Origin of the sequence: Corynebacterium pseudodiphtheriticum DSM 44287 (assembly GCF_000688415.1) — a bacterium.
GTDB classification, from domain to species: Bacteria; Actinomycetota; Actinomycetes; order Mycobacteriales; family Mycobacteriaceae; genus Corynebacterium; species Corynebacterium pseudodiphtheriticum.
The window spans coordinates 111,807-132,101 of sequence record NZ_JIAH01000007.1; the positions used below are offsets into that span (position 1 = coordinate 111,807).

Below are 20,295 nucleotides of genomic sequence, written 5' to 3' on the forward strand. Positions count from 1 at the left end.
CCGTTAGTTGCTTCTCGTGGAGCCGGGCCCTTTGCGCTGGGCGGCACGACGCGCGGCGAACCAATGTTCCCGGAGGTTGGACACTCGTTCGTCCGAAATTTTTAATAGTCTTTCAAGCTGGTTTACTCCCAAGCGGGGGTTAGCTAGATGCGCATGCATGCGGTTGCGATAGCGCTGTGCAGTGGAATATTCGTAGTGAAAACGTTCGATCTCTGGCTCATCGCTGTCGCTATTTAACAGTTCTGGGCGGTGAATAGTTCGGTCAGCCAGAGAATCCGGTTCTTGGGAGTAAGCGAACTCGTCGTATTCGGCGATCACATCGTCTAATTCGTCGAGTGAAAGCTTTATCGAGGCACGTAGTGCTTGTACCTCATTTGAGGAAGGCCGCGAAGAAACGTAATACCAGGCTAAGACGCCGATTACCAACACCAGGATGATTCCGGCGGCTTTCAACCACCACCACACCAGGAAGCTCGCAAACAATGCGACAATGATGATGCCGATGCGTTGGCGAGAATAACCGCCGGGGGTAGTTGAAGACATAACCTAACCTAAAAAACTAGCGTGACATACAAAGCTGCTACTTGATAGTCGATCGTTGGTATACCTCGGGTCCGCTTACCAGCCTATATCTACTACAGTGTTTGTGCTTGTGCCTGGGGTACTAGTGTCCGCCGCAGCCACAGCCGCCGGAACCGCAGCCACAGCCGCCAGATCCACAACCGCCGCTAGGGGCAAGGATTGCAGCGGTCAACGTACCATTACCGTGTACAATCTGCCCCTTTTCTGGAACTGTTGCTAATGCATCGGTGGCGATGCAAACGTCCAGTGGGAACTGGGCATCCAATACGAGATGATGAAATTCCTGTCCGGTCAGCTGGTTGCGCAACGTAGTGGACTGGATTACTTGACCGGAAAAAGTCGTGGCGGCATCTGGGGTTTGTGCTCCAGAACCAGACTCGATAATCGCAGCACCACGAGAACTGACAGAACCAAGCTGTCCGTCCGGGTTGCGCTGTTGCCATGTGGCGGCATCGGAAATGACTTCGACGTCGTCGGCAAGCACCGCCATGGTGACTTGCTGCCATGGCTGCGCAGGTTCATCGGCAAGCAATGGCCCCTGTGCTAGGTGTGCAGTCACGGTTGCTACGGGCGTTCCTTGCGGATCAATAATTTCGCACAGGCTGAGCACGTCGTTGATCATTTCGACGTGAGCATAAGTCTGGCTTAACGAATTGAAACCAACGAAAGTAGAAAATGGCTCTACAGCCAGAATGTTTAGCTGTGCGCCGGAAGAGTCGTTGAATTGCACCAACTGGCCACCGCGGACTTCTCCGGTGACCATGAGCTGGTTGGTGGCGATGGCTGCTTCAACGGCATCCTGCCAGTTATCGAAGTGCATGCCGATCGCGGATAAGTTGGTTTGTTTCGTCGCCGTCATAGCGCCCCAGTGTAGCGAATACCGGAAAAGCTGCGAAACCTCGATTTATAGCGATGTGGCTGGCATAATGGGAAACAAGATGACAAAGAATTTTTCACATAGCTTTTCTGCTGGCTCTAAAAATATTGACGCCAAGCATAACTCCTCTAAAACCTCTAACGCTGCGCATGATGAACTCCTCGAAGCAGCATTCAAAGATAATGAAGCACAGGATTCTTTCGCAATCACTGACGCGCAAGATGCTTTGAGTGAAATTGCGGCTGGGAAATCTGAGGCCATTCGTAGTGACCTGGTCTCTGGAGATAATTCTAGAGATAGTGCGCCGACTACCGGGGATATGGATTTGGCGGAACGAAACGCATTCCGTCGCGTCACTCGGGATACCACTATTCGCACGGAGGACACCACTGATGGCTATGAAGTCGAATATCGAAAGCTTCGTCTCGAGCAAGTAATCCTCGTTGGTGTATGGACAGAAGGAACTGTCGCCGAATTGGAGGCGACGCTAGAAGAACTAGCTGCTTTGGCTGAGACCGCCGGCGCTGAGGTACTCGAAATTTTGTACCAAAAGCGTGATTCGCCTGACTCTGGGACATTCATTGGCTCGGGTAAGGTACAACAGTTGAAATCACTGGTTCAGGAATATGGTGCGGACACCGTTATCTGTGACGGCGAGCTTAACCCAGGTCAGCTCACGGCTTTGGAACGCGAGCTTGATACCAAGGTTATTGACCGAACGATGCTGATTTTGGACATTTTTGCCCAGCATGCGAAGTCCAAGGAAGGCAAAGCCCAAGTCTCGCTCGCACAACTTGAATACCTTTACACACACACCCGAGGTTGGGGCGGCAGCCTGTCCCGCCAGGCTGGTGGTCGTGCCGGTTCTAATGGCGGTGTGGGCTTGCGTGGTCCGGGTGAAACTAAGATTGAGACAGACCGTCGCCGGATTCGCGCAGAAATGGCGCGATTGCGTAAGTCATTAGCCGGGATGAAAACCGCCCGGGAGGTTAAGCGTGCTCGTCGGCAAGGTTCTTTGGTGCCACAAATCGCGATTGCTGGCTATACGAACGCCGGAAAGTCCTCTTTGATTAACGCGATGACTGATGCCGGCGTACTTGTCGAAGATGCATTGTTTGCGACTCTTGATCCGACGACCCGGAAAGCTCAGCTTGGCGACGGTCGCAGCGTCGTTTTCACCGACACCGTCGGTTTCGTGCGCCACCTACCGACGCAACTTGTGGAAGCGTTCAAATCGACGTTGGAAGAAGTGCTTGCGGCCGATGTGATGCTGCACGTGGTCGATGCTGCAGATCCATTCCCGTTGAAACAAATTACAGCTGTGAACAAGGTCATCAGCGATATTGTCGAAGAAACCGGCCAGCAGGCTCCTCCGGAAATTATTGTGATGAACAAGATTGATGCTGCAGATCCACTAGTGCTAGCCGAGATGCGTCATGTGCTGGAAAGAGACAACGTTGTGTATGTCTCTGCGAAAACGGGGGAAGGGATTGCTGAGCTTTCTGGCAGAGTGGAGCTATTTTTGAATTCGCTGGATACCCGGATGCTGCTGGAAATTCCATACACCCGAGGTGACCTTGTTTCTCGTGTTCACGAGTACGGTACGGTCCACAGCGAAAGCTACAATGCAGAAGGCACGGTAATTGATGTCCGTCTACCAGCGGTGATGGCGAAAGAACTTGCAGAATTCGAATCCGATTACCAAACCAGCTAAGTCGCCGACAATAATGACTAACCGTGACTACTTCGATGGGCTGGACGCTACACGGTGACGGTAAGAAGATAAACAAGGGCGCAGTTGTTGCGCCTGAGGAACGGCTCTCGTGGCCCCGGACAATAGGCATTGGCATTCAGCATGTCTTTGCGATGTTTGGGGCGACTTTGTTGGTTCCGACTCTGACAGGCTTCCCGGTCAACACCACACTGTTGTTTTCTGGTTTGGGCACGATGCTGTTCTTGCTTATTACCCGCAACCGGTTGCCGTCGTATCTTGGCTCCTCGTTCGCTTTCATCGCACCGCTGATTGCCTCACAGCAGCACGGTATCGGCGCGCAGCTGGGCGGAATTTTTGTTACCGGCATCGTGCTTATGTTGGTGGGGCTGCTAGTGAAAATTGCCGGCCGTTCAGTGATTGATGCTGTGTTACCTCCTGCGGTGACTGGTGCGATTGTGGCTTTGATCGGACTTAATCTAGCGCCGACTGCGACAGAAAATTTCCAAGCTCAACCACTGGTTGCTGGTATTACTCTGGGCGCGATTGTACTCGCTACGGTGGCTGGACGCGGTATGATCAGCAGATTGAGCATCCTCATTGGAGTGGTTGCAGGGTGGATTTTTGCCGTTATCACCGGGGAAGTTGATGCCGAAGCTGCACAGGCGATTGAAAATGCACCGTGGGTCGGAATTCCGGAATTCCATACACCAGAATTTCAGCTCTCGGTCGTGCTAACCACGCTGCCGGTGTTGGTGGTGCTGATCGCAGAAAACGTGGGCCACGTGAAGGCTGTGTCTGCGATGACGGGTCGCAATGTTGACCACCTGGCTGGAGACGCCTTACTCGCTGATGGGTTAGCTACTACTTTGGCCGGTGGTGCAGGTGGTTCAGGCACAACCACTTATGCAGAAAATATTGGAGTCATGGCTGCGACCAAGGTCTACTCGACTGCTGCATATTGGGTAGCAGCATTGGGAGCGGTTGCGCTAGCATTTATCCCGAAATTTGGGGCTTTGATCTTCAGTATCCCGGTGGGAGTGCTGGGAGGCGCCACGCTGTTACTCTACGGCTTGATTGGCATGTTGGGTGTACGCATTTGGATGGACAATAAGGTCAACTTCAACAACCCGGTGAACCTGACTGCTGCTGCGATTGCTTTGGTTGCGGGGATCGGTAATTTAACGCTGTCTGTTGGCCCAATCGAGCTAGAAGGTATCGCCTGGGGGTCAGTAGGAATCATGGTGCTGTATCCGATTATGCGTTATCTATATGGGCGAATCGGAGAGGGGCAGGCCTAACGCAACTTAAGTCGTCATGCGACAGGGCTACGTTAACGTTGGACGACGATGACGTTCACACCCTGTTTCTTTACAGCAGTAACGAGAGAATCTGGTGCTGCAGAGTCAGTGATCAACACATCGATATCTCGGATGGTTGCGAAACTAACGAGGTAATCTCGACCAAGCTTGCTGGAATCGCAAAGCACTACGACCTTTTCAGCGTTCGTCATAAATGCGGTTTTGATAGCCGCTTCTTGGGTGTCTGCAGTGGATAATCCATGTTCCACAGTCAGGGCATCTGTACCGATGAAAGCGACGCTGGCTCTTTGTAAAGCTAAATAGCGCAAAGCGGTGGGACCGACTATGGATTGGGTCATACCGCGCACGGTTCCGCCTAGTAGTTGGACATTATCGAGACCGTAGGAAGCAAGGCTCAAGGCGCCCGGCAAACTGTTGATGACGATATTGAGGTCGGCTGCGCGTTCCGTTTGCCCTAAAAATTCCGCCAGTGAATTATTGGTGGTTCCAGCCCCGATAAAAATTGTGCCGGATTTCGGAACAAAGTCTAAGGCTGCCGTTGCGATAGCGAGCTTCGCTTCTGTGGCCGAACGATTTCGATCGGCCAATGGCACCTCTGAGGTCTGATAGCTGTGCGCTGCACGTGCGCCGCCGCGTACACGGTGAACGGCTCCAATTGCATCGAGAGCCGCAAGATCCCGACGAATTGTCTCCGAGGTTACTGCGAAGCGCTCGGCAAGAGACCCAACTTTGACCCAACCATCGACTGCCGCCAGGGAAGCAATATGACGGCGTCGTTCCTCGGCGTACATGTTTGTATAGTGTCCTTTCTGCTGAGCCGGAGTGGGCCAATCTCGGGTTAAAGTTTGCGCATCACAGAAACAACCTTGCCCATTATTTCGGCTTCATCACCGGGAATAGGGCTAAATGCATCGTTGTGGGGTAGTAGCCAAATTCCGGACGAATCGCGGTGAAATTCTTTGACAGTGGCTTCGTCACCGTCTAACAGCGCGGCAACGAATTCGCCGACTTCGGCCACTTTTTGTGAGCGTACAACCACCCAGTCGCCGTCTAAGATCCCAGCGTCTTTCATGGACTCACCAACGACTTGCAACATGAAGAGATCTCCGCCACCGACGATTTCTTTCGGCATGGGGTAATACGAGTCGATATTCTCTTCTGCGGTAATAGGAGTACCGGCAGCGATACGTCCTAATACGGGGACGTAGCAATAACCAGAAGCATCTGTTGGTGCTTGTGACCCGCTATTAACGTTGCGTTCTGCGTTATTTGTGCGCCTACCTGGTTTTTTCGTCTCTGGCATATTGCGCACGATCATGGCGCGCGGTTTGTTTGGGTCGCGCTGTAAAAAGCCTTTTTCTTCCAGCTGTTTTAACTGGTATGCCACAGATGATGTGGATTGCAGGCCGGCGGTATCACCAATTTCCCGAATGCTCGGAGGGTATCCACGCAGCATGACAGCATCACGGATAACTTCTAGGATGCGGCGTTGTCGGTCGGAGAGTTGTTCGAAGGTAGGTTTCGGTGCTGATGAAGTGCGTGGGCGCGGCATGCATAACTCCTTAAATTCTCGTCAACGATCGTCCAATATGAACAACCTTAATGCTGTAGTTCACATTTTGGATATTGAATGTAGATGGAAAATTGCTTCCGTGTGGTGAATCCGAGTCTAATCGAAGTACTAATCGAACACAATTACTAGTTTTTGTAGGGGTGGTGTGAGACTCACTTTATAGGATTCAGTGTAAGCCGATTGAACGGCTAGGCAATAGTCGGTCGGTGGTGAGCTGGTATTCGGTAGCTAGCCGAAGTTACTAGTCCAATTCATCGCATGAGTTCGGAAGGAGCGTGGACTGTCGTCATGATTCGCATAGACCGGGGTACGTCCCCGCGCGTGGTTGTGGTTTCTAATCATAGACCTAATAATGTTGTTTCCCCTGTTGCGCAGTGGGAGCCCCAGCAATGCACGAATGAGCATCCCCGTGAAATGATTTACACCTTGCAGCCAATTTCGCTGGTTCCGGATGATCTGGAGCAAGGTAGTCTACAGCTGTCTCGGGCGGCACAGCCGCGATCTTCGGTTGGTATAGCACCGTATTTGATGGGAGTAGTGCTAGGGCTGATTATGGCCCTGGGAGTTTTCGTTGGTGCAGCTTAAATGCCTAAGATCGTTAGTGATTGCTATTAACCGTTCGGTTGTCTTAGTGAATCTGTTGAAGGCTTACGCTACAAGGAGGATGACTAGGCTGTGTACTGCCCATTCTGTCACCATGAACAGTCCAGAGTCGTAGATTCGCGCCTAGTCGATGCCGGTGTTGCCATACGCCGACGTCGGGAATGTACCGAATGTCAAGGGCGTTTTACGACTGTAGAAAAATCAGTATTGCTGGTGACAAAGAGAAATGGGTTGACCGAGCCGTTTTCGCGCGACAAGCTCATCCGCGGTGTCCACCGCGCCTGCCAAGGGCGGCCTGTTACCGAAGATTCTTTGAAACGACTGGCACAGCAGGTTGAAGAAACTGTTCGTGGGCACGGCAGCTCTCAGGTTGATGCAAACGCTATCGGTCTGGCTATCTTGGAACCCCTTCGTGAACTCGACGAAGTGGCTTATTTGCGTTTTGCCTCGGTCTATAAATCGTTCGACAGCGCACAGGATTTCGAATCAGAAATCCGGTTGATGCGCCGCCGTGAACGCGAAGACTAATTACATTCGGTCTACGTAACAGCAGTGCAACGCTGTTACTTTTGTGATTTAGTTGGAGAATTTTTACCGACGGCATCGATAGCTTTGTGGATCCGTCGCGCAGAAACAGGATGTGCAGTTCCCAAGCGCTGTGCGAATAAGCTCACTCGTAGTTCTTCGATCATCCACCGAATTTTTGCCACAGCCGAAGATCTTTCCGCTCCGGAAGGAAGTCGGCGTAGGCGATTTTCTAAATAAGCGTGGCAGTCATCGATAATGTCTTGGCGTTCTCCATCCTTGTCTGGGGCAGTTGTCATGTCAGATAAACGAATTTCTATCGCTCGCAAATACCGAGGCAGATGACGTAGCTGTTGTATTCCGTGGGTGCTGATAGCTTGCTTGGGGAATAAGAAATCCAATTGACCTCTCATATCATCAATCGCTGGACCTTCCCAGTTGCTTAGCTCGTCGGCGAGTGCAGAATACCGCACCAATCCGGGTGCCAATGTGACGACGGCTTGACGTACTTCGCGTGGGAGTTTTCCTCCGATAGCGGCTTTCAGTTTCTCGAATTCATCGGGGCTCCGTACTGGCCCTCCTTCTGCTATCAGTAAATCGCGCAATGCTGCAATGCGGGCATCAGCGACCAACCCGTCGGCACCGCCGTGAGGGCAGTGTTCGACAGCGACTCGTTGTTGCAGCGGTAGACCATTAACCATTTTCTGGGTATTCACGCTCAAACTTCGCAATAACAATGTCAGCGTGGCGGTCATCATCGCAGTATCTGCAGCTGCGCGAGTTGGGTAGTACTGAACTGATAGCCCTTGTTCGTTGATCGTGAGCGCGGGATAGGCCGTGACCAAATGATTATCGACTTCGTGCTCGATCTGCTCGGGGATGGTGCCCAAGTTTTCTTTAGTCCAAGCAGAGACGTATGTGCGCTGGGTAGTGTGCATACGGGGTCTAGCATCTGTTTGCGATGAATTTTGCGATTGCTGGACCCTGTTTTCCATTTTTTTGGTAATTGAAGCGCTAATTTTGCCTGCTTGGCGCTGTTGCAGAGCACTGAGATCTTTATCGTCATCGATAATTTTCCCGCGCTTATCGATAGCAGCAAAAGTCATGTGTAGATGCGGAGGCAGTTTCTCCGGTGAAAAATCGCTGGCATTAATGCCACGTGCACCTATTTGGTGGAAAGCTTCCGCAACCTGCTGCAGTAAATCTGTTTCGTAAGGCAGTAAATGATCTATGGCTTGTGCGGCGAAATCTGGTGCTGGAACCAAGCTGCGGCGTAATGCTTTAGGCAAACTCCGAATCAGCTCTGTCACTAGCTCTTCGCGTAGCCCAGGAACCAACCACTCGAATGGTTCTGGATCTACGTTGGCCAACATGGGCACCGGGATATTTACCGTTATGCCATCACGGCGGTGGCCTGGTTCAAATAAATACGTCAGCTCTAGGTCTAATCCACCGTGCCGCCAATGATTTGGGAAATCTTGTTCAGTGACAGCACTCGCCCCGTCAGTGAGCAGCTTGTCGGGATCAAAATCCAGCAAGTTCGGTTGTTTTCTGCGTGCTTTTTTCCACCAGCCATCGAAAGCTTTCGAATGGGTCACAGAATTTGGAATTCGCTGGTCGTAGAATTCGAAGAGGGTATCCTCATCAACGATGATGCCTCGTCTACGGGCTTTTTCTTCATATTCGCCTGCAGTAGAAAGCTTCTCTAGGTTTTGATGAAAAAACTTATGTGAAGTCTTCCACTCGCCAGCAATGAGTGCATGCTGAATAAACATTGCCCGGGCGGCTTCTGGATCGACACGATGATAAGAAATCGTTCGATCAGCGACGATAGGAACTCCATAAAGTGTGGAACGTTGGGTTGCCACCGCAGCTCCGCGTTTATAGGACCAGCTCGGGTCTGAGTACTGGTGTTTGAGTAATGAGCGGGCAGCGGTTTCCACCCAGGAGGGCTCAATAGCAGCCACACCACGTGCGAAAAGTTTCGAGGTTTCCACAAGCTCGGATGCCATCAGCAATTCTGGAGGCTTTTTTGCCACTCCAGACCCCGGGAAAATCATAAAACGGGTCCCGCGCGCACCTTGGAATTCCGCAGAATCACTCACGCGCGATCCGATATTCGACAGCAAGCCTGTGAGGAGCGCGCGGTGTATCGCGGATGAGTCGCCGGAGAATTTTCCATCGGTGATCGAGATGCCACCGTGTTGTTTATCCTTGTTGTTTGAGATCGTCCACTTCATATCCAGGGCGATGTCTTGGAGCTGACGGACCAAATCGAACCACTCCCGGATTCGCATGAAATGTAAGAATTCTTCTTTCATGCGTTTCCGAAATTGATTGCCGGACAATTCCGCGCGTTGTTCAGTGATATAACCCCACAATGACAACAAGCCCAAAAAATCACTGGAGTGAGAGCGGAAACGTGCATGGGCTTGGTCCGCTTGTTGCTGCTGTTCAAGAGGGCGTTCACGGACATCTTGCAGCGTCATGGCCGCAACGATAACGATGACGGGTTGCAGACATTCTAGGCGTTCAGCTTCTACCAACATACGGGCCAAGCGCGGGTCAACCGGAATTCGTGCGAGTTGTTTGCCGATTTTGGTTAGTTGTGGTGCAGAATCGGAGTTTGCGGTCGAATCAATTGCGTCCAGTTCACTTAGCAGAACTAACCCATCGCGGACTGCTTTATGTTCCGGCGATTGCACAAACGGAAAATCCGCAACTGCTCCGAGCCGGAGCGCGGACATTTGCAAAATGACGCTCGCTAGGTTGGTCCGCAGAATTTCCGGGTCAGTAAATTCTGGGCGAGAAAAGAAATCCTCTTCAGAGTACAAACGAATCGCGATACCATCTGCGATGCGTCCGCAACGGCCAGCGCGCTGGTTGGCGCTGGCTTGTGAGATAGGTTCAATCGGTAAACGTTGAACTTTTGTCCGCGTCGAATATCGGGAAATACGTGCCGTTCCAGTATCGATTACATAATGGATCCCGGGCACTGTCAGTGAGGTTTCAGCGATGTTCGTGGCCAAGACAATCCGCCGTTTCGAATGAGGTGCGAACACTCGGTGCTGTTCTTGGTTCGACAAACGACCAAACAATGGGACAATTTCGACACCGCGAAAGCGCTTTTTCTCGAGTGCTTCTTGGGCATCGCGAATTTCACGTTCACCAGGGAAAAAGCACAAAATATCGCCGTTTCCTTCGGCTAGTAGCTGTTCTGCCGCAGTACACAAACCATCTAGGGGATCGATGGCTACAGTCTTGCCGTCAACCTCAATCTCGAGTGGTTGATAGCGAACCTCAACCGGGTAAGTACGGCCGGACACTTCAATCACAGGCGCGGGCTTGTGCGTCTTCGGATCGCGGAAATGCTCGGCGAAGCTCTGCGGGTCAATTGTCGCCGAGGTAATAATGACCTTGAGGTCTGGTCGTTTAGGCAGTAGACGCTTGAGATACCCTAGTAGAAAATCGATATTTAAACTGCGTTCATGAGCCTCGTCGATAATGATGGTGTCGTAAGCATAAAGGTACGGATCTCGTTGCAATTCTGCCAGCAGAATGCCGTCAGTCATCAGCTTGACTGCCGCATTTTTGCCTACGCGGTCATCGAAGCGAATGGCGTAGCCAACCGATTGTCCAATCTTTTGGTTCAGTTCATCACTAATGCGCTCAGCAACGGTTCGTGCTGCAAGCCGACGTGGCTGAGTATGTCCAATCAACCCATAGCGGCCACGTCCGAGTTGCAAACAAATTTTGGGGATTTGCGTAGTTTTTCCCGAACCGGTCTCACCAGCAATGACGACGACTTGATTTTCAGTGATTGCTTCGGCAATTTCGTCGACGCTCTGGCTCACCGGCAAAGTACCGGGAAAATCAATGGTGGGAATGTGTTGTTCAATAGCCGGAATGATTGCCGCAGCTTTGTCGAGATCGTCGGAAATAGCGTTTAAGGCTTTCGCGGTTTTGGCTTTCGATAATCTACGGCGGAAGCGTTGCTGGTCTGCGTAACGTAACTGCTCAAGACGCTGGTAGAGCTCGTGCTTGCTTGGAACAGTGTCAGTTTGGTTTTGGCATTTTGAGTTTGTGAAAGAGGAATTCATAAGAGGGTTTATAGAAGGCGAAGAACGCTGGTGATCCACATTTTTATGGCTTTGGTTTGGTTGTTCGGAGTCATTCATAACGATAGTGCTAGTTTAGCGGTCGTGAGTCTGGCTAACCTAAATCCGATGAGAAACTCGGTATCATGGATACCGGAAATGAGTTTCGATTGGATGAGCAGCGAGATTAGGGAGTGCTATGACTAACCCCCCACGCGGACATAATGCAGACGACAATTCTAATAGCAAAGAAAACCCAGATGGTGGCGGTTCACAGCAACAACCGTTTTACCCACCAAGCAACCACCCGGAAGACCGTCCTGAATTCGGCTACCAGGGGTCTGAGCAAGCAGCGTATGGTGCTTATAGCAATCCTGGGGAAAGCTCTGCTCAACACAACGGGCAAGTGTCTGCGCAACAAGAACCAGGAAAAATCAACATTCTTGAAGCCATTTCTTGGGGATTTGCTACGACCTTTAGAAATGCGAAGTTGTGGATTGTTTTAGGTCTGATTGTGTTTATCGGGATTATTGCAGCAGTGGCTGCGCAGATCGCAGTCATAGCGTCAATTGCTGATCCGGGAACGCTTGAAGAAACCGGGGGAGAGCTGTTTTCGGGGACAGTTTCTGATGTAATCACGCTTGGCATCATCCTGATCACCTTGGTTCTCACCCCATATTTTTATCGGTTGGCAATCTTTCAAGTAGATGATGCAAATACCGGGTGGGGGTATTTGTGGAAAGACACCCCGTTGCTTCGGGCTATTGGCGTAATGTTAGCCGTCTCGATTGTGAGCGGAATTCTTTATTTTATCGCAGTCTCCCCATTAGGACGAGCTTTCAGCGATGGAGCACCAGAAAGCAACAGTTTTAGCGCTTCCGGCATCGCCATGATGCTTATTGGAGCCGTCGCGATGGTTGCGTGGTCGGTGTTGAGCATGTTTATGAGCTGGGCAGCAGTCAGCGGGCAGTTCGGTTTTGGAGCAAGTATGAAAACCGGCTGGGGGATCGGCTGGACTAATTTTGCCAAGTTATTGTTGTTTGCGATCGTCGCTAATCTGGTAGTGACTGTCGCTTTGCTGATTAGCTTTGGTTTGGTCTTAATTGTTGTTGTTCCCGCATGGTCGCTTGTGACGGCTCACATGTTCCGCCAGGCGGTACCTAGCACCGCATAGCCGACCTGCAGCTTAGGAAGAGCGAGTTTGTAGATCGCGGGCACGCTCGACCGCTTGGTGAAATGCTTTTTCTAGCACATCGCCGAGTGCAGCAAAATCGTCGCCACGTGAGCTGGAAGCGCGGTAAACCAACCCAATACGTCGGTCAGCTTGTACCGCGCTAGCAAAATGCGATACAGACAATCCCGGTTTACGGCATTCTGCATCAAGTGCAGACTCCGGAACCAGGGTTGCTCCGAAGTGCGCGACTACTAGTTGCATGATTGTGGTTAGTGAGGCAGCGCGTGTAACCCACGAATTTTGTGATTGTGGTTGGCGGTCAATAAGTCGGCATAGTTCCAAAATTTGGTCCCGGAGACAATGGCCGTCGTCAAGCAATAACAACTCAACTGAATGCAACGCGTCGAGTGTAAGGTCGGAACGGTCAGCAAGTTCATGCTGGTCGTGGATAACTAAAGCCATATTTTCTGTATATAATGGCCGCTCCACGAACGCAGGGACATTGGTGGGGAGTGCTAGCATTGCAACATCAATTTGCCCGTCGCGCAGCTGCTGTAACAAATGGGCAGTTTGCTCTTCGACGATATGTAGTGTCAGGTTCGGGTATTCAGCTGCCGTTGCCCGCAGGACATCCGGCAAAATATACGGTGCCACGGTCGGTATGATGCCTAACGTTAGCGGGCCTTCCAATGTTCCCGCAGATCCACGCGATTCTGTAACGAACAGCTCCGCAGCTTGCAGCGTAGCCAAAGCGTAAGGCAGTAACCGTTTGCCTGCTGCAGTAACAATCACCTTGCGCGTAGATCGCTCAATAAGCTGGACGCCTAGCCCCTGCTCTAAAGTAACTAGTGCTTGCGAAAGTGAGGGTTGGGAGATGCCCAACTTAGTTGCGGCGGTACCAAAATGCCGATTCTCGGCGACAGTCGCAAATGTGCGTAGTTGTGACAGTGTCGGACTAAACTCCTTATTAGGCATAGTTATGATTTTATCGAAAATTTTAGTGTGGGGCTATCAACGGTGAGCAGAGACTAGTGGCCACCGGAAATCAGTAGGAATAAGGTTGCGCAGAACCACGGTATGACCATGGCATGACTGTGCTGGCAATGCCAGCCGTGGACAGTGGCGAAATAGCATGCATTCTTCCTGCAGCATTCGTTAGCGCTCGATACGCAGATCCCTAAGCCTAACTTCACCAGCATCGTCACTGGCGTCTAAGTCGACGGTAGCAACGAACTGGAAGTCATTATTTCCTTCTGGATCTCTAATGATCTGTCGGACGGGCCAGAGGCGCGAGCGTGCAGAGGCATCGAGGTGAAAATATTCCGGGCCGCGTGCTTCGGGGCCAGTATCAAGATCGGTGTATTGCTCAAAATAATCATCCAAAGCATCGCTGATATCTGGATAATTCTCCAGGTAATCAAGCAACTGTTCGAGACGCTCTTCTCGTTCTAGGGCAAAAAGTTGCACTAGACGGAACATATAGTTGCGTACCATGATCTTCAAAGCGCGTGGGTTCGCGCTTAGTGCGCTAGGATCCTCTACACCGAATGCCAGCTCGCGGTCGACTCGTTCTTGCGAGACCGGTGCATCTTCGTCGGTCATGGTTGCCCACTCGTCGACAAGCGAAGAATCCACTTGTTGAATCAGCTCTCCGAGCCAAACGATGATATCCGAAAGCTCATCAGTCTTGGCCTCGGCAGGGACAGAATGGTTCAACGTGCGCCAAGCATCGGTAAGATACCTCAGTACGACCCCTTCGGACCTGGCCAGTCCATAGGTTGCGATCAAATCCGAAAAGGTCATGGAGTTTTCCAACATATCGCGCACGACCGACTTTGGCGAGATGTCAAATTCTCTGGCCCAGGGGTGTCCCTGGCAATAAGTCTCAAAAGCTGCGTCTAATTCTTCACGACATGGCATTGGCCAGTTGATTTCCTCAACGATTTTCATTCGTTCCGTGTAATCAACGCCTTCAGCTTTGAGTGCATTGATTTCTTCGCCTCGTGCGAACGATTGCTGCGCCTGGAGAAGTTGGCGAGGATCATCCAAGATGGCTTCAAAAGTGGAAATCACGTCTAATGTGTAAGTGGGAGAGTCCGGGTCCCATAAACCAACCGCCGCCAGAGCAAATGGAGCCAAAGGTTGGTTTAGCGCGAAATCACGCTGTAATTCTTCAGTCAGGTGGTAGCGTCGGCCCTGTGAATCCGTTCCCGTCTCGTTGGCGGGCTTGTCCACGATACCCGCATTTCGTAAACCACGGAATAGGGAAGTCGCGGCCAAAATTGACTGATTTTGTTGTGCTCGGGTGTCGTGGTTGGAACGAATCAGATGCTTCATGTGCGCATAGACATCTCCAGGACGGGCGATCACATTGAGCAACATAGAATTGCTCATCTGGAACTGGCTGCTGAGCGATTCCGGCTCGGAGTTGATGAGCCGCTCATAAGTCTTTTCTGACCAAGAGACTTCGCCATCACGTGGAGCTTTCTTTTTAAGCTTCTTTAAGCGCTTTGGATCATCGCCGGCTTTGCGACGCATCTTTGCGTTCTCAATTTCGAACTCGGGCGCCAGTACGACGACGGTGCCTTCCGTGTCGTAGCCAGCACGACCCGCACGGCCGGCAATTTGGTGGAATTCACGGGATTTGACGATGCGTTCTCGTCGCCCATCGAATTTTGCGAGGCCAGTCAACAGAACCGTACGGATCGGGACATTAATGCCCACTCCGAGGGTATCTGTTCCACAAATGACCTTCAGCAATCCAGTTTGCGCTAGCTTCTCTACCAGTCGCCGGTATTTGGGCAGCATTCCTGCATGGTGCAAACCGATACCACGGCGAATCATCTTCGACAGTTGCTTGCCGAAAGTGGTGCTGAAGCGGAAATCACCAATCTCCTCGACCATTCGCTGTTTTTCTTCGGAATTTAAAAAAGAGGTTGCGGTTAGTGATTGAGCCTGTTCAGTGGCTTTGCGCTGCGAGAAATGCACGACATAAATGGGGGCCTTGTGGTTGTCCACAAGGGTATCGATCATTTCCTCGACAGCAATGAATTCATAGCTGAATGCTAAGGGGACCGGGCGGGTGGTACCCGTTACTAGGGTAGTTGTTCGACCAGTGCGTTGAGTGAGGTCTTCACGCAGCCAGCTGACGTCGCCGAGAGTCGCCGACATTAGAACAAATTGCGCTTGGGGCAACTCGAGTAGGGGAACTTGCCAGGCCCAACCTCGGTCTGGTTCCGAATAGAAGTGGAATTCGTCCATCACGACTTGGTCGATTCTGGCGTCTTTGCCGTCACGCAAAGCGATATTAGCCACAATTTCCGCAGTAGCAGCGATGATAGGAGCATTGCCGTTAACCGTGGCATCGCCGGTCATCATCCCCACGTTTTCCGGGCCGAAGACGTCACAAAGCGCAAAGAATTTTTCGCTTACTAGGGCTTTGATCGGGGCAGTGTAAAACGAACGTTTACCTTCCGCGAGACAGAAGAATTGTGCAGCAGTTGCCACCATAGTCTTTCCGGAACCGGTTGGCGTCGACAGAATGACGTTGTCCCCGGCTAAAGCAGCGAGACTAGCTTCTTCTTGTGCGGGATAAAGGGATATGCCTTTATCCTTTGTCCAGCGAAGAAATGACTCCCAGATGGATTCCTCAAGCAATGAGGAGGGAACTTCTGACAGATCAGGCACTACGTCGTTAAGATTCACATCCACCACCGTAGTCGATCAATGAAAGCTACTCTTCTTCGTCTGCTTCTCCATGCTCAGTACCGTCGAGGGAATTTAAGAACTGTTCGAACGATGCTCCGATCTCATCACCAGTCGGCATATTTTGCTCACCTGGCAAGATAGCTTGAGGATTCTTTTCTCGGTAACGTTCTAAACCCTCATCGAATTGTTCTTCTAACCCAGCTACTAGGGATTGCACCTCATCGGCTTGATAAATCTGTTCTTCTAGCTGTTGACTGGTGCGCTGGATGTCGTGCTCCAAGCTCCCCAGCGGCAAATCCAAATTGCTAGCGTTAGCGACTGAACTAAGCAAATTGTACGTCGCCAGCGGATAAGGCGAGGAGGCTACATAGTGTGGAACATGAGCTGTGTAACCAGCGACATTACGACCTCGCTTGTGCAACGCACGCTCTAGGTAGAGAGCAGCGGAGCCTGGCACCATGAGTTTTTGATCCCACGAAACTAGGCGCTTGATTAATTCCTGAGAATTGCCGTGGCCGGAAATCGTCATCGGTCTCGTGTGGGGGACGGTCATGGGGGCGGCGTAGAGACAAATTGTCTGTTGCACATCCAGTTTTTCGACGAGGTCAGCGACCGCCTCGGTGAATCCATTCCAACGCAAATCTGGTTCTGGTCCGGACAGTAGCAAAAACGGCTTACCCTGGTTATCTCGCAAAACCTTGATGCTAATTTCGGTGTTTTCGATCTCGACCGGCTCGTTGTTTGCGATGGTTACCGCCGGGCGCCGAGAACGGTAATCGACTAGTTCATCTGAATCGAATGTGGCTACTGGGCGATGGTCTAGCGCCGAAATGAGGTGGTCGGCAGCCGCCTCCACAGCCATTCCAGCATCAGCATAACCGTTTAATGCCACCACTAAAGTCAGGCGGTCGTTGGAATTGTTACCCATATCGGGTGCCGGATATTCCAGTTCGTACATTTCACGTGCATCGTCGTACATTGGCGCACCTCCTCGTTGCATTCTAGCGCTGTTGCGCGCGACTGACATTCAGTCCTTCTCCGCATCAGTTTCTACATGGTGTAACGCCGAAATATGAGACCTTATTCCGTGCATAGCTGGGAGGCAACCCAGTTGCCCGCGCGAGTGTGGATAACTTTAGTTATCCACAGATTAGCTTGCTCGTGCTCGAATAGCATGGAAAGGCATAGTAAAAGCATTGACACTGGTTGGCATGAGGAACCGGAATTCGAAAAGATCACATGCTCGATATCGGCACGGCAATGCTGCTAGAAAAAGCGCAATGCACGAGAACCGTAGTAGTGGTGAAAATGGGCTCCTAGCTGCGACGCCGGACGAATTGATTGCAAACCTACCGGGATTGCTAGGTTTTTACCCAGAAGAATCGTTTGTAGTCCAGGGATATTATTCAAAACCGGACGGTAGCGTCTATATTGGGCCGACAGTCCGAGTTGATTTGAGTGATGATTTTCCTAGTGGAGAAATAGCCCGTTATCTGGCAAATGCGCAATGCGCATTCCACGTTGGGTTTATTGTCAGCGACCGTGCCGTAGGTAATGACCATGAATATTCAGGGTGGATTGAAAAACAAGCCTGGTTTCAAGCTATTCAACAGGCAGATGCGGCTGGAAAAGTTCCGCTCATGGGGTGTTGGTTGGTTGATGAAACCCGTGAAGGCGCACGGTATCGCTTGTTATTTGGTGTAGAAGTGCTTTATGACGAAATCACACCAACGATCTGGCGGACTGGCACAGTTGGATCGGTTGTGGCATCTCCGGCGATGCACCCATGGAGTCTTCGCAACGAACTTCCTAGCTTAACCAGGCAAGAAGCGTTTGCTTATTTGCTTGGTGATGACACCGACAGTGACGAAGAACAACGAACAGCTCGTACTCGTGAGATACAACGGCGGGTCAACCGATCTTCGAGTGTTGACGCAAACGCAAGTAGTGATGCAACAGCATTGCTGAATGGCCTTGCCAGAAATGACGTAACGACAGAGGAGTTGTTATCCGAGGAAGAAATAATCGACTCGGTCGGGATCTGGATGTCGCGTACTGTGCTTAGGGATGAAGTGATCGGCGTGATGCTAGACGCCCCGGAAGCTGCGAAAAATCTGTTGATAGCAGCGGTGCGCAGCCTATCCGGGGAGTTGCGTGCAAATGCCCTGGCAACACTCGCACTGGTTTTTCTTGAACTCGGGCAGGTCTTATCTGCAAGCCAGGCATTAACGGTCGCGTTACATGAGCAACCAAGCCACAATTTAAGCCAATTATTATTTGCGGCTGTAAGTTCCGGAATGCACTATGCGGCTCTCGACGCGGTTAAGTGCGGGCTCTTGGATGAGAATGAGCGTTAACACCTAACTGGCGAGTGAATTCCCAGGCGTCTGCAACAATAGTCGGCAGGTTTGTGCGCGTGGGGTTCCAACCGAGTTCGGTGGTGATCTTGGCAGAAGAAGCAACGAGGGTGGCGGGATCACCTGCACGACGTGGGGCCAATTCAGCCGGGATTGGGTGGCCAGTCGTCGCGCGAACCTGGGAGATCACTTCCTGCACTGAATAACCATTACCCGAACCCAGGTTGTAGACCCTGTGCGAGCTTTTTATATTTGACTCTAGAGCAAGCACATGGGCCTGAGCCAAGTCGTAAACGTGGATGTAATCTCGCACGGCGGTGCCATCTGCCGTGGGGTAATCGTCACCGAAAACCATGATCTTGTCACGATGACCGAGTGCTACCTGCAAAATTAGCGGAATAAGGTGAGTCTCTATACGACGATTTTCACCAATTTTGCCGTAGGCTCCAGCGACATTGAAATACCGCAAGGATGTCGCTGCCAGTCCATAAGCTTTAGTGTAAGAACTAATGATATGGTCAATCGCTAATTTGCTGGCGCCGTAAGGGTTGGTGGGTTTAGTAGGCGCGGATTCCTCAATCGGCACCGACTCGGGTTCGCCGTAGGCTGCAGCCGTGGAGGAAAAAACGAGATTGGAAACCTGGTGTGCCCGCATAGCGTCGAGTAAACGAAGTGTAGTGACTACGTTTGCGTGCCAATACAACTCAGGGTTAGACACGGATTCTCCAACGAGGCTGCGTGCAGCACAATGCACGACGGCGTCAAATGATTTCTCTGCAAGGACTTGATCAATTATCTTGCTGAGCTCACCTTCGATTAAGTGGGCTTCTGCCGGCACTGCATCGCGGTTGCCGGTAGAAAAATCATCAATGATGCTCACGTCATGGCCGGATTCGAGGAGAACAGCACTGCAAACGCTTCCGACGTATCCAGCGCCACCAGTGACCAACACGTGCATGTTTATGTGGCTCCTGTGTTCGACGTTATGAAATGGGATGGCTAGCGACTAATTAGTCGCGATGCGGATCGCGTGGCCCAGGGTTTCGTTAAGAACAACTTTCGGCCCATCACCAGCAGTCAAAATTACGGAATGGCCATAATTAACAACATTGACTTTGGCGCCAACCACGATGCCAGCATTGGTCAATTCGCGTAGCCGGTCGTTTTCGGACTGCAAGATTTCGTTAATCTGCGCAACAGTTCCGTCGATTTCTTGCTCTTCTGGAAGATCAATTGCGCGTGCAACCTTAGGGAGAGACTCGACATCGACGCCGAGCTCTTCTAGAGCCGGAACCGGGTTGCCAAATGGAGAGCGGGAACAGTCCTGCACGATGGATGCCACGTGACGCTCAACGTTGTCACTCATTACGTGTTCCCAACGGCAGGCTTCGTCGTGCACGTCGTGGATATCGACGCCGAGGACTTCAGTAAGTAGCAGCTCCGCTAAACGGTGTTTGCGCATGACCTTAGTGGCTAATTCACGCCCGTGAACAGTCAGATCCAAACTGCGGTCTGGACGGACGTGCAGCAGGCCGTCGCGTTCCATGCGTGCGACAGTCTGTGAGACCGTCGGGCCTGACTGCTCTAAGCGTTCTGCGATACGAGCTCGCAGTGGAGTGATTCCTTCTTCTTCCAGCTCATAGATCGTACGCAGGTACATCTCAGTGGTATCGACCAAGTCCCTCACGTTGGGAAACCTTCCTGTTAATTCGTCTAATGCCTGCTGGCTATTCTATCGCAAAAAGAAGGCCTGGTACGGATTAACC

At 51.5% G+C, this 20,295-nt stretch carries 16 protein-coding genes; 6 read left to right on the forward strand and 10 right to left on the reverse strand.

Annotation, left to right across the window (positions count from 1 at the left end; translation table 11 throughout):
• Window positions 1-3 precede the first annotated feature (3 nt).
• Window positions 4-543, reverse strand: coding sequence for a hypothetical protein (locus tag O146_RS0105435; protein ID WP_023019357.1), 540 nt, complete (start codon window positions 541-543; stop codon window positions 4-6).
• Between the two features lie 121 nt (window positions 544-664).
• Window positions 665-1,441, reverse strand: a complete 777-nt coding sequence (locus tag O146_RS0105440; RefSeq protein WP_021352619.1) for a hypothetical protein — start codon at window positions 1,439-1,441, stop codon at window positions 665-667.
• A gap of 79 nt (window positions 1,442-1,520) precedes the next feature.
• On the opposite strand from O146_RS0105440, the gene hflX reads away from it, so the two are divergent.
• Window positions 1,521-3,173 (forward strand): GTPase HflX, encoded by a 1,653-nt coding sequence (gene hflX, locus O146_RS0105445; RefSeq protein WP_051619295.1) that lies wholly within the window; start codon window positions 1,521-1,523, stop codon window positions 3,171-3,173.
• A gap of 35 nt (window positions 3,174-3,208) precedes the next feature.
• Complete coding sequence (locus O146_RS0105450) at window positions 3,209-4,471, forward strand: uracil-xanthine permease family protein (protein WP_051619279.1); 1,263 nt, start codon at window positions 3,209-3,211, stop codon at window positions 4,469-4,471.
• Window positions 4,472-4,503: 32 nt separating this feature from the next.
• Here the strand turns inward: O146_RS0105450 and O146_RS0105455 are convergent, their stop codons facing one another.
• Window positions 4,504-5,283 carry a DeoR/GlpR family DNA-binding transcription regulator gene (locus O146_RS0105455; protein ID WP_021352616.1) on the reverse strand — a complete coding sequence of 260 codons (780 nt, stop codon included), beginning with the start codon at window positions 5,281-5,283 and terminating at the stop codon, window positions 4,504-4,506.
• A 47-nt stretch (window positions 5,284-5,330) separates the two neighbouring features.
• A complete protein-coding gene (gene lexA / locus O146_RS0105460; RefSeq protein ID WP_023019361.1) occupies window positions 5,331-6,044 on the reverse strand; it encodes a transcriptional repressor LexA in 714 nt (237 codons plus the stop codon).
• A gap of 279 nt (window positions 6,045-6,323) precedes the next feature.
• Here lexA and O146_RS12605 point away from each other — a divergent pair, with 279 nt between their 5' ends.
• Both O146_RS12605 and nrdR read left to right on the forward strand, forming a co-directional pair.
• A complete protein-coding gene (locus O146_RS12605; protein ID WP_126849813.1) occupies window positions 6,324-6,650 on the forward strand; it encodes a hypothetical protein in 327 nt (108 codons plus the stop codon).
• Window positions 6,651-6,740: 90 nt separating this feature from the next.
• Window positions 6,741-7,196 carry a transcriptional regulator NrdR gene (gene nrdR / locus O146_RS0105470; RefSeq protein ID WP_023019363.1) on the forward strand — a complete coding sequence of 152 codons (456 nt, stop codon included), beginning with the start codon at window positions 6,741-6,743 and terminating at the stop codon, window positions 7,194-7,196.
• A gap of 35 nt (window positions 7,197-7,231) precedes the next feature.
• Here the strand turns inward: nrdR and hrpA are convergent, their stop codons facing one another.
• Window positions 7,232-11,293, reverse strand: a complete 4,062-nt coding sequence (hrpA, locus tag O146_RS0105475; protein ID WP_027017893.1) for an ATP-dependent RNA helicase HrpA — start codon at window positions 11,291-11,293, stop codon at window positions 7,232-7,234.
• A 196-nt stretch (window positions 11,294-11,489) separates the two neighbouring features.
• On the opposite strand from hrpA, the gene O146_RS0105485 reads away from it, so the two are divergent.
• The gene (locus tag O146_RS0105485; RefSeq protein WP_021352609.1) at window positions 11,490-12,464 is read left to right on the forward strand and encodes a M48 family metalloprotease; all 975 of its coding nucleotides are present in this window, start codon (window positions 11,490-11,492) and stop codon (window positions 12,462-12,464) included.
• 12 nt (window positions 12,465-12,476) lie between these two features.
• On the opposite strand, the gene O146_RS0105490 is transcribed toward O146_RS0105485, so the two are convergent.
• The 3 genes from O146_RS0105490 to O146_RS0105500 all read right to left on the reverse strand — a co-directional run bounded on the left by O146_RS0105490 (window position 12,477) and on the right by O146_RS0105500 (window position 17,151).
• Window positions 12,477-13,439, reverse strand: a complete 963-nt coding sequence (locus O146_RS0105490) for a hydrogen peroxide-inducible genes activator (RefSeq protein WP_023019366.1) — start codon at window positions 13,437-13,439, stop codon at window positions 12,477-12,479.
• 180 nt (window positions 13,440-13,619) lie between these two features.
• A complete protein-coding gene (locus tag O146_RS0105495; protein WP_027017894.1) occupies window positions 13,620-16,169 on the reverse strand; it encodes a DEAD/DEAH box helicase in 2,550 nt (849 codons plus the stop codon).
• A 28-nt stretch (window positions 16,170-16,197) separates the two neighbouring features.
• Window positions 16,198-17,151: a PAC2 family protein gene (locus O146_RS0105500; protein WP_021352606.1), complete on the reverse strand. Its 954-nt coding sequence runs from the start codon at window positions 17,149-17,151 to the stop codon at window positions 16,198-16,200.
• A 301-nt stretch (window positions 17,152-17,452) separates the two neighbouring features.
• Between O146_RS0105500 and O146_RS0105505 the strand changes: the two genes are divergently transcribed.
• On the forward strand, window positions 17,453-18,529 hold the full coding sequence (locus tag O146_RS0105505) for a DUF4192 domain-containing protein (protein ID WP_027017895.1): 1,077 nt from the start codon (window positions 17,453-17,455) through the stop codon (window positions 18,527-18,529).
• Here O146_RS0105505 and galE read toward each other — a convergent pair.
• Together galE and O146_RS0105515 are read right to left on the reverse strand one after the other, a co-directional pair.
• The gene (gene galE / locus O146_RS0105510) at window positions 18,495-19,487 is read right to left on the reverse strand and encodes a UDP-glucose 4-epimerase GalE (protein ID WP_027017896.1); all 993 of its coding nucleotides are present in this window, start codon (window positions 19,485-19,487) and stop codon (window positions 18,495-18,497) included. The two genes, O146_RS0105505 and galE, sit on opposite strands and share 35 nt — an antisense overlap.
• 48 nt (window positions 19,488-19,535) lie before the next feature.
• Window positions 19,536-20,216, reverse strand: coding sequence for a metal-dependent transcriptional regulator (locus O146_RS0105515; protein ID WP_021352603.1), 681 nt, complete (start codon window positions 20,214-20,216; stop codon window positions 19,536-19,538).
• Window positions 20,217-20,295 lie beyond the last annotated feature (79 nt).

Excerpts from the sequence above, each read along its gene's own strand:
- O146_RS0105500 (WP_021352606.1), bottom strand. The coding sequence starts at position 17,151 with ATGTACGACGATGCACGTGAAATGTACGAACTGGAATATCCGGCACCC.
- O146_RS0105490 (WP_023019366.1), bottom strand. The coding sequence starts at position 13,439 with ATGCCTAATAAGGAGTTTAGTCCGACACTGTCACAACTACGCACATTT.
- hflX (WP_051619295.1), top strand. The coding sequence starts at position 1,521 with ATGACAAAGAATTTTTCACATAGCTTTTCTGCTGGCTCTAAAAATATT.
- O146_RS12605 (WP_126849813.1), top strand. The coding sequence starts at position 6,324 with ATGAGTTCGGAAGGAGCGTGGACTGTCGTCATGATTCGCATAGACCGG.
- O146_RS0105435 (WP_023019357.1), bottom strand. The coding sequence starts at position 543 with ATGTCTTCAACTACCCCCGGCGGTTATTCTCGCCAACGCATCGGCATC.
- galE (WP_027017896.1), bottom strand. The coding sequence starts at position 19,487 with ATGCACGTGTTGGTCACTGGTGGCGCTGGATACGTCGGAAGCGTTTGC.
- O146_RS0105485 (WP_021352609.1), top strand. The coding sequence starts at position 11,490 with ATGACTAACCCCCCACGCGGACATAATGCAGACGACAATTCTAATAGC.
- lexA (WP_023019361.1), bottom strand. The coding sequence starts at position 6,044 with ATGCCGCGCCCACGCACTTCATCAGCACCGAAACCTACCTTCGAACAA.
- hrpA (WP_027017893.1), bottom strand. The coding sequence starts at position 11,293 with ATGAATTCCTCTTTCACAAACTCAAAATGCCAAAACCAAACTGACACT.
- O146_RS0105450 (WP_051619279.1), top strand. The coding sequence starts at position 3,209 with ATGGGCTGGACGCTACACGGTGACGGTAAGAAGATAAACAAGGGCGCA.
- O146_RS0105440 (WP_021352619.1), bottom strand. The coding sequence starts at position 1,441 with ATGACGGCGACGAAACAAACCAACTTATCCGCGATCGGCATGCACTTC.
- O146_RS0105455 (WP_021352616.1), bottom strand. The coding sequence starts at position 5,283 with ATGTACGCCGAGGAACGACGCCGTCATATTGCTTCCCTGGCGGCAGTC.
- O146_RS0105505 (WP_027017895.1), top strand. The coding sequence starts at position 17,453 with ATGCACGAGAACCGTAGTAGTGGTGAAAATGGGCTCCTAGCTGCGACG.